This window comes from Thalassobacillus devorans (assembly GCF_011761345.1).
Classification (GTDB): domain Bacteria; phylum Bacillota; class Bacilli; order Bacillales; family Halobacillaceae; genus Thalassobacillus; species Thalassobacillus devorans.
Map to the genome: position 1 here is coordinate 141,175 of NZ_JAASRY010000001.1, position 15,406 is coordinate 156,580.

Consider the following 15,406-nt stretch of genomic DNA (forward strand, 5'->3'; position numbering starts at 1 on the left):
ACTTCCAAATTTGGCCATACTGATGGCAAAAGAAATTAAAGGGATGGAAGGTGAGTACCGGGTATGTTGTATTTACATGATGTTTGGGTGAATTGGTTCGAAGGGGAAGAAAATGGCTATAATGTTTCTCCATTTCATGAGTGGCGGAAAGAAGATGGGATTGAATTATTGGATCAGGCACCGCTGCTATACGTTACTGACGAATTGTATCAATTCATAGAAAATGACTTGCAGGATTTACCGATCAGCTTGTTAGAATCCATCCACCGAAGAGCTTACTTAAGAAAAAATCAGGAACGCAATTCCCTCGATTATGCGGCGATCGTCACCAATGGCAATGCGGTACTGGCATTTGATACACTTGGGTATACACTGCCCGTACGAAAAAGCCGTTTAATACCGCGTCAGGAACGGCTTGCCTTGGAAATGGTGGAAGGACAGAAGGTCAATGACTTTGACTGGGACCCTTCCCTGGCAAAAAAAGAACATCATATCCTTTCATTGTCACCGGAATATATGCTGGGGTTGACAAGGAAGGAAAGACAGTTGAAGCAATTATTAATGATGGCCCTTGATCAGCTGCAGCACAGTGACAATCCCGAGGAAATCCGCTATTGGCTGACGGAATGGGAGCCGAGTCATTACCCGATGGTAAAAGAATATACAATTGAACAAGCCTGGCATAAACTCTATGAAGGGACAACACCAGGCTGGAGTAAAGCTCACGAAGAGCTGTGTGGTAAACTTATAAAAGGACAGCCGTTCTTTGAAAAGATATGGGAAATTGAAAATCATAAAGCAGAAGAAGGAATAAAAAACCAGAATTGAAGTTTGACTTCAATTCTGGTTTTTTGATTGACAGGACATTATTTCTTTTTCTTTACGCGTCCCAGCCCCATCGCCTTTTTGGCTTTCCGGAGCATTTTCAAAGCTTCTTGATTAGCTCGGTCAGCACCGTTGTCCAGGACGTCATCGAGCTCTTCAGAGTCAATTAATTCATGGTAGCGCTCCTGGATAGGGGAAAGCACCTGGATGACTGCGTCGGCAACCCCCTGCTTGAACTCCCCATATCCTTTACCTTCATATTTGGCTTCCAATTCTTCCACAGTTTCTCCAGTGCAGCTGGAGTAGATGGTAAGCAGGTTGGAAATCCCCGGTTTGTTTTCTTTATCATATTTGACGATACCTTCCGAATCTGTAACAGCACTCTTGATCTTTTTCTCGATTTTCTTCGGTTCATCGAGCATGGATATATAGGCTTTCTGGTTTTCATCAGATTTGCTCATTTTTTTAGTCGGATCCTGAAGCGACATGATTCGAGCGCCAACTTTCGGGATGCTTACCTCTGGTATAGTGAAAATATCGTTGTATTTATTATTAAAGCGTTCCGCCAGATTACGTGTAAGCTCCAAGTGCTGTTTCTGATCCTCTCCGACCGGTACAAGGTCCGTTTTATAGAGGAGGATGTCTGCGGCCATTAATGGCGGGTAAGTCAATAGACCGGATGATACCGCTTCTTTTCCGCTGGACTTATCCTTGAATTGTGTCATTCTTTCCAGTTCACCAATATAACTGACACACTGCAGCATCCATCCGAGCTGGGTATGAGCAGGGACCTCCGATTGAATGAACAATGTAGATTTCTCCGGGTTGATGCCGGAAGCAAGGTATAAAGCTGCCAGGGAACGAATATTGTCACGGAGCTTTAAGCGATCCTGCGGTATGGTGATGGCATGCTCATCGACCACACAGAAGTAACAATGGTTCTCTTCCTGAAGCTGGACGAAATGCTTCATCGCCCCCAAATAGTTGCCCAGTGTCAACGTACCACTTGGTTGTATTCCTGAAAAAATTGTCTTCATTTTCTCCACCTCATTCAATTATTATGTTATTGACTTTTCTATTGATAATGGGTAAATACAATGCTTTTATAGAGCATAAAAAAAGCTCATTCTCCCCCTGAAAAGAAGGGACGAATGAACCGTGGTGCCACCCTTGTTACCCCTAAAAACGCTCGGGATCACTAGACCTTTAACGCAGGGATACGTCGTCTGAGACGAAGCTCCAAAGCCCAATTCCCGGGTTCCTATGTCAGCTGTTTCCACCAGCCACAGCCTCTCTATAGACAGGGAGGTCCGGTACTTCACTTTTTCATCACTTACAATTATAGATATTCTAAAAAAATTATAATGAATTTACCCAATATATGCAAATCAAGCGTAATAGTAGAACAGCAGCAATGTCATTACAATCGTAAGCAAGGCTCCTTGAAACAGGAAATTCGTAACAATGCTTTTGTTAACTTTTTGTGAGGGAAGTGTTTTTTCCTTCCAACTATCCATATAATCAGTGTTTTTTGTAAACCGGTTTACTACAGCACGAAACCCATAGGTCATAGAGTCAAAGAATCCCCCTCGGATCACCCACATTAACAAACCGAACAATAGATAGAATAGGCTGATGTAAAACAAAACATCTATATAGTGAAACAAATTATAGGCAGGAGCCGAAATAAGAAATAGGAGGGTGGTCAATCCTAAATTAATTATAAAAAGCAGCCACTTGTTTTTTAATAAAGCCAATAGAAATCCTTCCTTTCATGAGCCTGCCAAACAGCTAAAAAACCTAATAACATTATAGCATGAAAATAATCACCGGTTATTAGAAACGGAGAAAGATTACAAACGTTTTTCCAGGCTGTTACTTTAAAGACATGATTTTCAAATTCAATCATATATATGGAAAAATTGTTGCTTTATCATCATTTTTTGTAGGTAAATAGAACTAAATTATGTCATTAGAACGTAATAATGACAACGTTTTATAAATTTCTGTAAAATTTTCTAATGCAAAATTATTTGAAAACTTGTATAATTCATATTGTGGATTAAACATCTGCACAAATATTTAGAAAATTATATTTTTGGGGAGGTCATTTTTCATGAGAAAGACAAACTGGTTATTGCTGGCACTAGCACTTGTGCTAAGCATGTTCCTGGTAGCTTGCTCTGGCGGTAATGATGATAATGCCGGCGGCAACGATTCAGGAGAAGACACGTCTTCTGAAGAAGGCGGTAGTGAAGAAGCGGAAGGCGGAGAGCCGAGTGGAGAGCAAGTACTTAACTTGATCGAAGGTTCTCAAATTCCAACAATGGATTCATCCCACGCTACTGACGCCGTTGCGTTCCAATGGTTGGGAGAAACTATGGAAGGTCTTTACCGCTTGAACGAAGAAGCTCAACCTGAGCCAGCAATCGCTGAAGGTGAGCCTGAAGTAAGTGAAGATGGTCTTGAGTGGACAATCAAATTGCGCGAAGATGCCGTATGGTCCAACGGAGACCCTGTTACAGCAAACGACTTCGTTTTCGCTTGGCAGCGTGCAATCGATCCGGAAACAGGATCTGAGTACGGTCCATTCATGATGAACGATGTACTTAAGAACGCTACTGCTATCAACAATGGTGAAGCAGATGTTGAAGAACTTGGTGTAGAAGCTACTGGCGACTATGAATTGAAAATTACACTTGAAAAGGAAGTTCCTTACTTCCATAGTCTATTGACATTTGGTACTTACTTGCCACTTAACGAAGACTTTGTTACAGAACAAGGCGATGACTATGCTTTGACTTCTGACAACCTTCTATATAATGGTCCTTTCATCCTTGAAGACTGGGATCCGAAGGCTAACGAAAGCTGGAAGTTGACGAAGAACGAAGATTACTGGGATGCTGAAAATGTTACCCTTGAAACAATCAATGTAAACGTTGTAAAAGAAACAAGTACTGGGGTTAACCTGTACGAAAACGGTGAAATCGACCGTGCCGGTCTATCTTCTGAATTTGTAGAAAAATATGCTGGTTCTGAAGATTATCGCACAATGCCTGAACCTGTTCTATTCTACTTGAAGATGAACCAGGAAAACGAAGCACTTGCTAATGCGGATATCCGTAAAGCGATCGCAATGTCTATCGACAAGCAATCTCTAGTAGACGTTATCCTAGCTAACGGTTCTATCCCATCGAACGCTGCAGTTCCTGAAGATTTCGTTACCCACCCAGAATCTGGTGAAGATTTCCGTGAACTTAATGGTGACTTGATCACATCTGATAAAGAAAAAGCAAAAGAGCATTGGGAAAAAGGCCTTGAAGCATTAGGTACTGATTCCGTGACACTTCGTTTCCTTGGCGGTGACTCTGAAGTTGCCAAAGAAATGGATGACTATCTTATCAACCAATTGGAAGAAAATCTGGAAGGCTTGAGCCTTGAACTTTCTTCTGTACCTTTCGAAGAGCGTATCGCTCGTGACGAAAAATCTGACTATGATATCCAAAACTCTGGTTGGGGTCCTGACTACCTTGATGCCAGCACATGGTTGAACATGTGGATGTCTGACAGCCCGTACATGACAATGAACTATAACAGCGAGAAATATGATTCCTTAATGCAAGAAGCTAATAATGACCTATTGACAGATCTTCCTGCTCGTTTTGATAAGATGCTAGAAGCTGAAAAAGTTCTTATCGAAGAAGATACAGCGATCGCTCCACTTTATCAGCGTTCCCGTGCGTATCTATGGAGACCATCTGTGAAAGGTGTTCAGTTCAATCCAATGGGGGCAGACTTCACATATAAACACGCATATATTGAAGAGTAATATATATGAGAGTTTGATACCTCTTTGGTAGAGGAGAGGGAGAGTGTACTGCCATTCATGTGGCATATACTCTCTTTTTCCGTTTAAGGACATTTTTTGAATTATTAGAACATTGAATGATTATTCATAAAAGGTGAATCATTATTCATATTAATTGAGGAATAGGAGGGATAAGGATGGCTAAATACATTTTTCAACGGCTTGTATACATGTTTATCACCTTGTTTATCATCGCAACCGCTTCATTCTTCCTGATGAAGCAACTGCCCGGTTCTCCTTTTAAAGCCGAAGAAAAGCTTTCCGCAGCGCAGCTGGAAATATTGTATGAAAAGTATAATTTAAATGATCCACTGCCGATCCAATATCTTAACTACTTGGGCAATTTATTTCAAGGCGACTTAGGAGTATCGTTCCAAATGAATAACCAGCCGGTTACAGAAATTTTAATGAGTCGTATCCCTGTATCAGCTCATCTGGGAATTCAAGCTATGATTATAGGTACAATTATCGGGATGTTATTGGGAGTAGTTGCTGCGTTATATAGCAACTCTATAATTGACTATGCATCCAACATTATTTCTGTTATTGGAATATCGATTCCATCGTTTATATTTGCTGGTTTACTCCAATATTATCTTGGGGTTGAACTAGGAATTCTACCAGTGGCATTCTGGGGTTCTTTTGCCCATACGATCATGCCGACGATTGCATTGGCAATATTCCCGCTGGCGATATCAGCCAGATTTGTCCGGACTGAGTTAATTGAGGTGTTAGGATCTGACTATATCGTAACAGCACGTGCTAAAGGGGTAAGTAATGCAACACTAATGTTCAAACACGGTTTACGTAATGCATTGATTCCACTCGTAACTGTAATGGGACCAATGGCGGTCAGCTTGATGACAGGTACACTTGTAATTGAACAGATTTTCGCCGTACCTGGAATTGGTGAACAGTTCGTAACTTCCATCATGACGGACGACTTTCCGATTATCATGGGAACTACACTATTCTTCGCCTTTTTCTTCATCTTGATTATTCTCGTCATCGATATTCTATATGGAATCATCGATCCGCGTATTCGAATCGCTGGGGGTAAAGACTAATGGCAAAAGATAATTTAGACAGAGATTTATTCGTACCTGCAAAGCAAGATGATGAAGGTAGTGAAAAAATCCAGCGTCCCAGTCTAAGCTACTGGCAGGATGCATGGATTCGCCTGCGTAAAAACAAAGGTGCCATTTTTGGTATGATTGTACTCTTCATCATTTTCATTATGGCGATTATTGGTCCTTTCTTTAATGAAAAAGGAATCAACGATCAGGATTTAGGATTATCGAAACTGCCGCCAAGGGTTCAGGGACTAGAGGATGTTCGCTGGCTTGGCATGGATGGTACAAAGTCAGATACTTTTGAAGCATCCAGTGTCGAGGCTGCCAAAGAACGTCTGCGTCAGCGCTACACACAGCGTGATGACGAGTTCATGACGTATGATGTCAAGAGCGACAAAGAAGGCAACGCGAAAGTCAAAGGTTATTTTCATATCTACGAAGCCAAGGGTTTGCAAGATCAATACTATTGGTTTGGTACAGATACCTTAGGCCGTGACCTATTCACAAGGACTTGGTATGGTACACGTATTTCTCTATACATTGCATTCTTGGCTGCGGCAATAGATATGATTATCGGGGTCGCATATGGTGGTATTTCTGCCTATTATGGTGGCCGGGTCGATGATGTCATGCAGCGGATTATTGAAATTCTTGTTGGTATTCCGAATTTAGTCGTTGTTATTCTGATGATTATGATTCTGGATCCCGGCATCATTTCCATAACCATTGCCCTTACGATTACCGGTTGGATAGGTATGGCACGAATTGTAAGGGGACAAGTGCTGAAATTAAAGAACCAGGAATTCGTCCTCGCATCACGGACGTTAGGTTCCTCCAACACTCGAATTCTAAGTAAACATCTTATTCCTAATACGTTAGGAATGATCATCGTCAATACAATGTTCACGATTCCTTCCGCGATTTTCTTCGAAGCTTTCTTAAGTTTTATTGGATTAGGGTTGCAGTCACCGCAAGCATCGTTGGGAACCTTGATTAATGATGGGTTTAAAGCGTTACAAATCAACCCATATATCATGATTTTCCCTGCAATCGTGATTTCCCTTATCATGGTCGCGTTCAACATATTGGCAGATGGACTTCGGGATGCCTTAGATCCGAAGATGCGTGAATAGGAGGCAGGTGCAACAATGGAAAATATATTAGAAGTGAAAGACTTGAATATTTCCTTCGATACTTATGGGGGAGAAGTAAAAGCAATCCGCGGTGTCTCCTTTGATTTAAAGAAAGGGGAAACACTTGCGATTGTAGGAGAATCGGGTTCCGGTAAATCCGTTACAACTAGAGCGATTGCCCGGCTGATTCCGTCACCGCCAGGCCGTATCAAGAGTGGAGAAATTTTGTTTGAAGGTAAAGATCTGGTTAAAGCAAGTGAAAAACAAATGCAGAATATTCGCGGGAAAGATATATCTACGATATTCCAGGATCCGATGACCTCATTGAATCCTACGATGAAAATCGGCAACCAGATCATGGAGGGATTGATCAAGCATCAGAAAATGCCCCGTGGGCAGGCGAAGAAACGGACGGTTGAGCTATTGGAATTGGTAGGACTGCCAAATGCGTCTGAGCGAGTGGATCAATATCCTCACCAATTTTCTGGTGGTCAACGTCAGCGTATTGTAGTCGCGATCGCACTGGCTTGTAACCCGAAAATTCTTATTGCCGATGAGCCGACAACCGCATTGGATGTTACGATCCAGGCACAAATTCTGGAATTAATGAAAGATATTCAGAAGAAAACCGACAGTTCCATCATTTTTATCACGCATGATCTCGGTGTGGTAGCTAACGTTGCCGACCGTGTAGCTGTCATGTATGCCGGAAAAATTGTTGAGATTGGTACAGTAGATGATATTTTCTATAATCCGAAGCATCCATACACATGGGGGCTGCTAGGTTCTATGCCGACACTGGACAGTAACGAGGAAGAGCTTGTCGCTATTCCTGGATCGCCTCCGGACATGTTGAAGCCGCCAAAAGGTGATGCATTCGCACCACGTAATGAATTTGCTTTAGAGATTGATAAAGTGCAGGAACCACCAATGTTCAAGGTGTCGGATACTCATTATGCAGCAACCTGGCTGCTTCATGAGTATGCTCCTGATATCGAACCGCCTGAGGCCGTCAAGAAACGGATGAAAGGGTTCGCCAAAACAGGGACCATCCGTACATCTGAGGAAGGTGAAAAATCATGAGCAAAGAAAAATTACTCGAAGTCAAAAACCTGAAACAGCATTTCCGTACTGGAAGACATAGCGTCGTAAAGGCGGTAGATGGTATCAGCTTTGACATTTATGAAGGAGAAACGTTCGGACTTGTAGGAGAATCTGGTTGTGGAAAATCTACAACAGGTCGTACGATTATCCGCTTGTATAATGCTACGGACGGGGAAGTCAAGTTCCAGGGAGAAGATGTCCATGGGAAAAAATCTGCGAAGGATTTAAAGAAATTTAACCGCAGAATGCAAATGATTTTCCAGGATCCATACGCTTCCTTGAATCCTCGTATGACGGTTATGGATATCATTGCGGAAGGTATTGATATCCATGGTTTGGCTGACTCTCAGCAAGCACGCAAAAAACGTGTTTACGATCTCTTGGAAACGGTAGGGTTAAATAAAGAACACGCCAACCGTTACCCACATGAATTCAGTGGCGGTCAGCGTCAGAGAATTGGTATTGCAAGAGCACTTGCAGTTGATCCAAGCTTTATCATCGCAGATGAGCCGATTTCTGCACTTGACGTGTCGATACAGGCACAAGTAGTTAACTTGATGAAAAAATTGCAAAAAGAAAATAACCTGACCTACCTGTTTATTGCCCATGACTTATCAATGGTCAAGTATATCAGTGACAGAATCGGTGTTATGTATTTCGGTAAAATTGTTGAATTGGCAGACTCTGATGAGTTGTATGCCAACCCTATGCATCCCTACACAAAATCATTGTTATCCGCTATTCCGTTACCGGATCCGGACTATGAGCGTAATCGTGTCCGGACAACTTATGATCCCAGCCAGCATGATAACAGTGAAGAACCTGAATTCCGCGAGGTGCGCCCTGGCCATTGGGTATTATGTACCACGAAGGAATTTGAGCATTATAAAAAAGAATATGCGCCCGTTTAACAGCGGCTGGATTAGGGCAAGGTACATTCTTTTAAGAATGTCGCCTTGTCTTTTTGTATATATTTAGGTAGTAATAAGGAAGGAATTAGTTCATATGATATATTTTGGTGTAATTCTACAATATTTCACAAAATAATCTACCAATAAGTAGTAATCCTCTTTTATAATAGAAGATAGTAAAAAAATGGGGGAGTAGGATTTAATATGGGAAAAACTTTCATACAACTTAAGAGATTCATGACTATCAGTTTGCTGACGATTCTGGCACTCATACCGGTACATACGCTGCACGCAGAAGAAAACGAGGACGATGGGGAAGTATTGCCAGTTAAGGATTTGCAAGTACGGGAAATGTCACTGGAGCTTTTGAACAATGAGAAACCAGCCGCAAGGTTCGTTTATAATTCAGGATTAACGTTTGAGTATCCGGATGCTGTACGTGGAATCTATGTAACGGGAAATTCAGCCGGGGGCAGTCGTTTTGAGTCCTTACTTGATCTGGTTGAATCGACGGATTTGAACGCGATGGTTATCGATATTAAAGAAGATCATGGGAATATCACATTCAAACCTGATGAAGATTCACCATATTATGATATCGCTCAGCCGTATATTAAAGAACCGAGAAAAATGCTCGAGGTTCTTGAAGAAAAAGGCATCTATCCGATTGCCCGGGTTGTAGTATTTAAAGATTCGATTTTAGCAAAAGAAAGACCGGAGCTTTCTTTTAAGCAAAATGGGCAGGTCTGGGTGAATGGGCGAGGAGAAGCTTTCGTCAATCCATTTATGAAAGAAGTTTGGGAATACAACGTAGAGATTGCCAAAATGGCAGCAGAACTCGGCTTTATGGAAATTCAATTTGATTATGTCCGTTTCCCAGAAGGGTTCGAGAATCGTGATGAGGAATTGGAATACGACCAAGGTGAATATGCAGAACTAGAGGAAGATAATGTGCAAAAACGCGTGACAGCCGTGACAGATTTCGTTGCCTATGCAAGAGAACAGCTTCACAGCTATGGTGTTGATGTATCGGTTGATATCTTTGGGTATTCAGCTACGATTCCGGAAGCACCGGGTATTGGTCAGAATTTCTCGAAAATAAGTGAAAATGTTGATGTCATCTCATCGATGATCTATCCGAGTCACTGGACTTCCTACTTTGGAATCGAAAAACCGGATACGCAGCCATACAAGCTTACTGTAGAATATGCCAAGGTGGAAAATGAAGTGTTAGGGAAGCTGGATAACGCGCCAACTTCACGGCCATGGATACAGGACTTTGAAGCACCATGGCTTTACTCTGGACCTCCAACGCAATATGGCGTGAAAGAAGTGGAGGATCAGATCAGGGCTTTAAATGAAAATGGTATTGATGAGTATTTGATTTGGAACCCAGGCAACAGCTATACGGAGGGCGTCGATTACACACCTCTCGATTAAAAAAGATAAAAAAGCATGGAAGCAATATTGCTTCCATGTTTTTTTATGCAGCTTAGCTTATTTATGAGTTCCTCCGACTTTACGCCACGTATCCTGGTACGCGCGCGACTTGCCTATAAACTCATCCTTTTTACCCCGGCTGAACAACTTGTTTCCAATACCGTTGACGGCAACACCCAGAAACGCGGTTGCTCCGATAATCCCTAATCCTAACAATGTAATATCGAGCAGCAATGCACCCATAGGCTTTCCTCCTTTACCGGTTACTTTTATTTTAGTCGATGTTTAAAGAAAAGAAAAGCGGGAAAAGGTAATGTTGAAAATGCTTTCAAACATCAGTTAACAATTTTGAGAAAATTCGTTATAATGGGAACGACTAACTTGTAAGGGAGCAGATTTATGAATTGGTATGAAAAGTTGAAACAATACTTTCCGGTTGAAGAAATGAAATCACGCGAGCATATGGAAACTTTACTTAAAGAAAAAGGCGATGTTTATTTTAAGGACGAAGGTCCTCATCATGTATTAATGTATGCGGAGTTTCCATTGTTTATTTTCATCGATTATGTTTATGTATCAGCGGCTTCCCGCGGTCAGGGACTTGGCCATAAGCTGATGGAGAAGATGAAAGAGAAAGGAAAGCCGATCATCCTTGAAGTGGAACCCGTTGATTATGATGATACCGATACGGAAAAACGACTCCGCTTCTATCAACGTGAAGGTTTCAAGCATGCCCAATCGATTGGCTATACAAGAAAATCACTGGCTACAAATGAACCGAACTCTATGGAAATCCTCTATTGGTCCCCTGAAGATGCATCCGAAGAACAAATTTATGAGCAAATGAAAAAGATGTACGAAGAAATCCACACCTATAAAGATACTCAATTTTATGGCAAATCCTATGAGCCTGTCGACGAGGCAATAACCTACGATGAAGATAAAGACAATGATGATATTTTGGCTGGTCTAGAAAAAGAAAAAGCATAAGAATGAATATATGGGGTTGTCTCCTCACGAGCTTTCAGACATGCATAGACCTTATTCTCATCTGAAAAGCCGTCGTAAGGGACACCCTTTTTTCAATTTCATTAGGCTAAATGAAAATGGAATAAAAAGATCCCTTTGAAAGTGAAACTTTGTTAAAGTTTGAACGTATGGAAATAGTGAATCCCAATCAAAAGGGGATAAAGACAAGGAAAAATTTTATATAAAAAGATGTTTAATAGATGAAAAGGAGGGTATATTACAAGTGTCAGCCTGATAACGAGTTGTTTGTATAAGTTTTGTGCAAAATAATTACAATCACTACTAGCTATCACTTGACAGTTATGGTATAGTATACATAGACTGTTATTTAAACTTATTTTAAACTGGCAAGCAAATACCAACCTTGTATGATTAATACATTTTGAGGAGTGAAGTTCCCATGGTAACTCTATATACCTCACCAAGCTGTACATCATGCCGCAAAGCGAAAGCGTGGCTGGAAGAACATAATATCCCTTTTAAGGAACGTAATATTTTCTCAGAGTCTTTGACGCTGGATGAAATAAAAGAAATCCTGCGCATGACTGAGGATGGTACGGAAGAGATCATCTCTACCCGTTCGAAAGTGTTCCAGAAGCTGGACGTCGATTTTGAACAAATGCCACTGAAAGATTTGTTTGATTTAATTCAGGAAAACCCTGGATTGCTGCGTCGTCCAATCATTATTGATGAAAAACGTTTGCAAGTCGGCTACAACGAAGATGAAATTCGCCGCTTCCTGCCAAGAAGCGTTCGTACTTTCCAGCTTCGTGAAGCACAGCGCCTTGTAAACTAATAGAAAAAGACCGCTGGGTATGCGGTCTTTTTTTGTAGTTTTTTTAAGATGACCCCACCTAATATCTGATTAAGCTTGGGAAGCCGGGTTATTATTCCGGTAGCCCCAGGCAATGACGAGAAATATTGTGACAAGGGGCATGACGTATTGAAGCGAGTCGAATTGTTCAAAAAATATCCGAAGGCGACGTTCTTCCATAATCATTTCGGCAGCCGTGTAGGCGAGTATCCCAGCTCCGATGTATACAAGGGAAGGAAAACGTTCCATGAGCCGCAAGATGATTTTGCTGCCCCAGATGATAATGGGGACTGATACTAAAAGCCCCATTGCCACTAACAAAATATTGTCGTGAGAAGCGCCGGCGATGGCGATTACATTATCAAAGCCCATCACGATATCGGCAAACACAATTGTCTTGATCGCCGAGAGCAGGCTGTCACTTGCTTTGATATCCGGCTCTTCTTCTTCTTCGGTCAATAACTTGATAGCGATATAAATAAGCAGCACACCCCCGATCAACCTCAAAAATGGAATATGCAATAAATAGAGTGCTACCGCTGTTAGCAGGACACGCACAATGATGGCAAGGCCTGTCCCAAAAAGAATCGCTTTATTGCGCTGTTTCTCTGGCAGGTTCCTGCTGGCAAGTGCAATAACAATGGCGTTATCCCCGCCAAGGACGATATCAATACCGATAATGATCAGCATTGCCTGAATCAATTCCCATTCCATAAAAAAGCCTCCTGACATGTAGTGACAAATGACTAGAAATAAGCTAAAATAGACAACTAACCATAGATTTATCATTCGATAAATTTACCGGTTGCAGGCAGATGCCGAATCACATTTTACAGGGGTCGTGACATTCGTTTGTTTTTAGTAAAATGAAGCATTTTGTTTTCCGAAAAGGCGCTCCTGTCATACAATAGAATTAAGAGATGCCTATCCCCATATTCCTAAGATTAAACGAGGGTAATATAGGGTAAGGTATACTATAAAATAACAACAAGGGTGAAGCAGTCCCTTCCGCATATCCGAAAATAGAAGGGAGAGAAAATGCATGGAAATAGAAAGAATAAATGAAAATACAATTAAATTTTATGTCTCGTACCATGATGTAGAACAACGTGGATTCGATCGGGAAGATATCTGGTATAACCGTGACCGTAGTGAGCAGCTGTTCTGGGAAATGATGGACGAAGTCAATGATAAAGAAAATTTCCACGCTGACGGTCCCCTATGGATCCAGGTGCAGGCGATGGAAAAAGGGCTGGAAGTCATCGTTACAAAAGCACAGCTTTCATCTGATGGTCAAAAGCTTGAACTCCCGACTGAAAATGGAAAAACCATTGATATGCCGGTGGATGAGAAAATAGAATCTATGCTCGATGAAAAACTGAATGAAGCAGACAATGAATCACAGGACGACGAGGCAGACCGTTGGGAAAATGACCTGGAGCCAATGCAGTTCATCATCCGCTTCCATGAATTTGAAGATGCTATTCAGTTGAGCTATCGATTTGATAACACTGATGGCTTTGAGCAGAGCATGTACCATTTTGAAAATGCCTACTATCTATATATTCAGTTTGATGATGAAAATATGAGTGATGATGAGCAGGAAAATATTTTAAGTAAAGTTCTGGAGTACGGTAATGAATCAGACCTTACCATTCATCGTCTGCAGGAGTATGGTAAGACTATATTTGCAGAAGATGCCTTGAACCAGATAAAAACTTATTTCCCACAATAATAAGAAAGCATGCCGCGTTGGTGGTATGCTTTTATTTTTTGAGGCGTGGCTATGAATGAGGCAAAACCTTTGTATGAGAGAAACCTATTACATATATGCGCTTTTTACATCCATCATAGAGACAATAAAAGAAGTAAGAGAGACAAAATAAAAATTAAGAGAGACAATTTTGAAAAAAAGAGAAGTAACAAGCGTAAGAGAGACAATCGTAAACGGCCTTCCCAGCAGGGTTTTTGTCGCTCGATGTCGAATAAGTAATGCATGCTTTAAATAAATTCACCAGGTTTTTAAGGAATTATTTTAAGTGAAAAAGGAGGTGGACTATTGCTTAGTGCCGTAAATCGTGATGGTCAATTGATCCAGCTGGCTGGCGGGCATAAACCAGAACTTCTTCAGGCGGAGGAAGATAGCTATTTTTGTCCGCAGTGTCAGGAGCCTGTTTTAATCCGTGCGGGGGTAAAAGTAACACCGCATTTTGCTCATTATCCCAATAGTGACTGCCCATCCAGTAAGAGTGGGGAGGGGAGTTACCACCATCAGGGTAAGGTCCGGTTATGGGAATGGCTGCAAGCTCAAGGGTATGAGGCAGAGCTCGAACCTTACTTACCTGAAATCCAGCAGCGGCCGGATATTTTGTTACAGACGAAAACCAAGCGTGTGGCCATTGAGTATCAATGTGCCCGGATACCAGAAATTGAAGTAGCAAAACGTACGACAGAATATCACCGTGTTGGTGTCTTCCCATTATGGATTCTTGGAGGTAACCGTTTGGTCAGAAAATGGACAGACAGCATCCAATTGACCTCGTTTGAAAGAAACTTCATCTATCACTTCCATGACTACCGTATTTATTTTTACGATCCTTCCACCAATCAAATGTTAATCGCAAGTCATCTTCAGGGAAGCGGGAGAACCCGCATATTTACCTCATTTAATTATGTTCCCTTACAACAGCTTTCCTTCCGCCAGTTATTTACTTCTTCTATTCATCCTCTTAATCATATGCCGCCAGGATGGAAAAGTTTCATTAAAACGAAACGGCTTCGCTCCCCGGGGCATATATCGGTTAAGGAAAAAAGATGGCGACAGTATTTGTACCAGGCTGGCATTCATCCTTCGTTATTACCAACTCTCGCTTACCTTCCAGTCACAAGCCAGTTACAGATCGCCGAGGCACCATGGATCTGGCAAAGCCGTTATTTGTTGGATACCTTTATGCCTGCTTCAATAGGAACACTTCTCCCCCATCGTATCGCCCCAAGGGTGAACACCCTATTAAATGTTTCTTCTACACCTTCCCCTCTTGAGGAATACTTGAATCTTTTATTCCAACTTGGCTTTACTGAAAAGGTCGCACCACAACAATATCGGAAAATAAAAGTGGTGGCCTTGCCGCGTACGATCGATGAAGCCCTTCAGCAGGATGAAATTTTATTTAATTCGTTGAAAAAGGGGTAAAAAGTTTCGAAATATC

At 41.6% G+C, this 15,406-nt stretch carries 16 protein-coding genes and 1 other annotated feature; of the genes, 11 read left to right on the plus strand and 5 right to left on the minus strand.

Annotated features, from left to right (window positions below; translation table 11 throughout):
- Nucleotides 1-63: 63 nt before the first annotated feature.
- Nucleotides 64-828, plus strand: coding sequence for a YjbA family protein (locus tag FHS45_RS00770; protein ID WP_062444385.1), 765 nt, complete (start codon nucleotides 64-66; stop codon nucleotides 826-828).
- Between the two features lie 38 nt (nucleotides 829-866).
- Here FHS45_RS00770 and trpS read toward each other — a convergent pair whose 3' ends face one another.
- The 3 genes from trpS to FHS45_RS00785 form a co-directional block, all read right to left on the minus strand.
- Nucleotides 867-1,862: a tryptophan--tRNA ligase gene (trpS, locus tag FHS45_RS00775; RefSeq protein WP_062444387.1), complete on the minus strand. Its 996-nt coding sequence runs from the start codon at nucleotides 1,860-1,862 to the stop codon at nucleotides 867-869.
- A gap of 103 nt (nucleotides 1,863-1,965) precedes the next feature.
- Nucleotides 1,966-2,164, minus strand: a binding site (T-box leader).
- 49 nt (nucleotides 2,165-2,213) lie between these two features.
- A complete protein-coding gene (locus FHS45_RS00780) occupies nucleotides 2,214-2,582 on the minus strand; it encodes a DUF3899 domain-containing protein (protein WP_062444389.1) in 369 nt (122 codons plus the stop codon).
- Nucleotides 2,570-2,734: a hypothetical protein gene (locus FHS45_RS00785; RefSeq protein WP_166761338.1), complete on the minus strand. Its 165-nt coding sequence runs from the start codon at nucleotides 2,732-2,734 to the stop codon at nucleotides 2,570-2,572. The genes FHS45_RS00780 and FHS45_RS00785 overlap by 13 nt, the downstream gene beginning before the upstream one ends.
- 207 nt (nucleotides 2,735-2,941) lie before the next feature.
- Here FHS45_RS00785 and FHS45_RS00790 point away from each other — a divergent pair, with 207 nt between their 5' ends.
- From FHS45_RS00790 to FHS45_RS00815, 6 genes are all read left to right on the plus strand, one after another.
- Entirely contained in the window at nucleotides 2,942-4,654 is a 1,713-nt protein-coding gene (locus FHS45_RS00790) for a peptide ABC transporter substrate-binding protein (RefSeq protein ID WP_062444392.1), read from the plus strand.
- Nucleotides 4,655-4,830: 176 nt separating this feature from the next.
- A complete protein-coding gene (gene opp3b, locus FHS45_RS00795) occupies nucleotides 4,831-5,760 on the plus strand; it encodes an oligopeptide ABC transporter permease (protein WP_062444394.1) in 930 nt (309 codons plus the stop codon).
- The gene (gene opp3C, locus FHS45_RS00800; protein ID WP_062444396.1) at nucleotides 5,760-6,899 is read left to right on the plus strand and encodes an oligopeptide ABC transporter permease; all 1,140 of its coding nucleotides are present in this window, start codon (nucleotides 5,760-5,762) and stop codon (nucleotides 6,897-6,899) included. Before opp3b ends, opp3C begins: the two co-directional genes overlap by 1 nt.
- A gap of 15 nt (nucleotides 6,900-6,914) precedes the next feature.
- The gene (locus tag FHS45_RS00805) at nucleotides 6,915-7,982 is read left to right on the plus strand and encodes an ABC transporter ATP-binding protein (protein ID WP_062444398.1); all 1,068 of its coding nucleotides are present in this window, start codon (nucleotides 6,915-6,917) and stop codon (nucleotides 7,980-7,982) included.
- Nucleotides 7,979-8,914 carry an ABC transporter ATP-binding protein gene (locus FHS45_RS00810; RefSeq protein WP_062444401.1) on the plus strand — a complete coding sequence of 312 codons (936 nt, stop codon included), beginning with the start codon at nucleotides 7,979-7,981 and terminating at the stop codon, nucleotides 8,912-8,914. The genes FHS45_RS00805 and FHS45_RS00810 overlap by 4 nt, the downstream gene beginning before the upstream one ends.
- Nucleotides 8,915-9,151: 237 nt before the next feature.
- Entirely contained in the window at nucleotides 9,152-10,354 is a 1,203-nt protein-coding gene (locus FHS45_RS00815) for a putative glycoside hydrolase (protein ID WP_243847083.1), read from the plus strand.
- A gap of 57 nt (nucleotides 10,355-10,411) precedes the next feature.
- On the opposite strand, the gene FHS45_RS00820 is transcribed toward FHS45_RS00815, so the two are convergent.
- The gene (locus FHS45_RS00820; RefSeq protein ID WP_062444405.1) at nucleotides 10,412-10,597 is read right to left on the minus strand and encodes a hypothetical protein; all 186 of its coding nucleotides are present in this window, start codon (nucleotides 10,595-10,597) and stop codon (nucleotides 10,412-10,414) included.
- Between the two features lie 156 nt (nucleotides 10,598-10,753).
- On the opposite strand from FHS45_RS00820, the gene FHS45_RS00825 reads away from it, so the two are divergent.
- Nucleotides 10,754-11,344, plus strand: coding sequence for a GNAT family N-acetyltransferase (locus tag FHS45_RS00825; protein WP_062444407.1), 591 nt, complete (start codon nucleotides 10,754-10,756; stop codon nucleotides 11,342-11,344).
- Nucleotides 11,345-11,783: 439 nt separating this feature from the next.
- The gene (spxA, locus tag FHS45_RS00830; protein ID WP_028782060.1) at nucleotides 11,784-12,179 is read left to right on the plus strand and encodes a transcriptional regulator SpxA; all 396 of its coding nucleotides are present in this window, start codon (nucleotides 11,784-11,786) and stop codon (nucleotides 12,177-12,179) included.
- Nucleotides 12,180-12,248: 69 nt separating this feature from the next.
- On the opposite strand, the gene FHS45_RS00835 is transcribed toward spxA, so the two are convergent.
- Nucleotides 12,249-12,911: a TerC family protein gene (locus FHS45_RS00835; RefSeq protein ID WP_062444410.1), complete on the minus strand. Its 663-nt coding sequence runs from the start codon at nucleotides 12,909-12,911 to the stop codon at nucleotides 12,249-12,251.
- A 328-nt stretch (nucleotides 12,912-13,239) separates the two neighbouring features.
- On the opposite strand from FHS45_RS00835, the gene mecA reads away from it, so the two are divergent.
- Nucleotides 13,240-13,932 (plus strand): adaptor protein MecA, encoded by a 693-nt coding sequence (gene mecA / locus FHS45_RS00840; protein WP_062444413.1) that lies wholly within the window; start codon nucleotides 13,240-13,242, stop codon nucleotides 13,930-13,932.
- Nucleotides 13,933-14,256: 324 nt separating this feature from the next.
- Nucleotides 14,257-15,390 (plus strand): competence protein CoiA, encoded by a 1,134-nt coding sequence (locus tag FHS45_RS00845; protein WP_062444415.1) that lies wholly within the window; start codon nucleotides 14,257-14,259, stop codon nucleotides 15,388-15,390.
- The last annotated feature ends 16 nt before the right edge of the window (nucleotides 15,391-15,406 follow it).

Coding starts and splice junctions, on each gene's coding strand:
- opp3C (WP_062444396.1), top strand. CDS start 5,760: ATGGCAAAAGATAATTTAGACAGAGATTTATTCGTACCTGCAAAGCAA.
- FHS45_RS00835 (WP_062444410.1), bottom strand. CDS start 12,911: ATGGAATGGGAATTGATTCAGGCAATGCTGATCATTATCGGTATTGAT.
- mecA (WP_062444413.1), top strand. CDS start 13,240: ATGGAAATAGAAAGAATAAATGAAAATACAATTAAATTTTATGTCTCG.
- FHS45_RS00815 (WP_243847083.1), top strand. CDS start 9,152: ATGACTATCAGTTTGCTGACGATTCTGGCACTCATACCGGTACATACG.
- FHS45_RS00810 (WP_062444401.1), top strand. CDS start 7,979: ATGAGCAAAGAAAAATTACTCGAAGTCAAAAACCTGAAACAGCATTTC.
- opp3b (WP_062444394.1), top strand. CDS start 4,831: ATGGCTAAATACATTTTTCAACGGCTTGTATACATGTTTATCACCTTG.
- trpS (WP_062444387.1), bottom strand. CDS start 1,862: ATGAAGACAATTTTTTCAGGAATACAACCAAGTGGTACGTTGACACTG.
- FHS45_RS00805 (WP_062444398.1), top strand. CDS start 6,915: ATGGAAAATATATTAGAAGTGAAAGACTTGAATATTTCCTTCGATACT.
- spxA (WP_028782060.1), top strand. CDS start 11,784: ATGGTAACTCTATATACCTCACCAAGCTGTACATCATGCCGCAAAGCG.
- FHS45_RS00790 (WP_062444392.1), top strand. CDS start 2,942: ATGAGAAAGACAAACTGGTTATTGCTGGCACTAGCACTTGTGCTAAGC.
- FHS45_RS00785 (WP_166761338.1), bottom strand. CDS start 2,734: ATGATTGAATTTGAAAATCATGTCTTTAAAGTAACAGCCTGGAAAAAC.
- FHS45_RS00825 (WP_062444407.1), top strand. CDS start 10,754: ATGAATTGGTATGAAAAGTTGAAACAATACTTTCCGGTTGAAGAAATG.
- FHS45_RS00770 (WP_062444385.1), top strand. CDS start 64: ATGTTGTATTTACATGATGTTTGGGTGAATTGGTTCGAAGGGGAAGAA.
- FHS45_RS00820 (WP_062444405.1), bottom strand. CDS start 10,597: ATGGGTGCATTGCTGCTCGATATTACATTGTTAGGATTAGGGATTATC.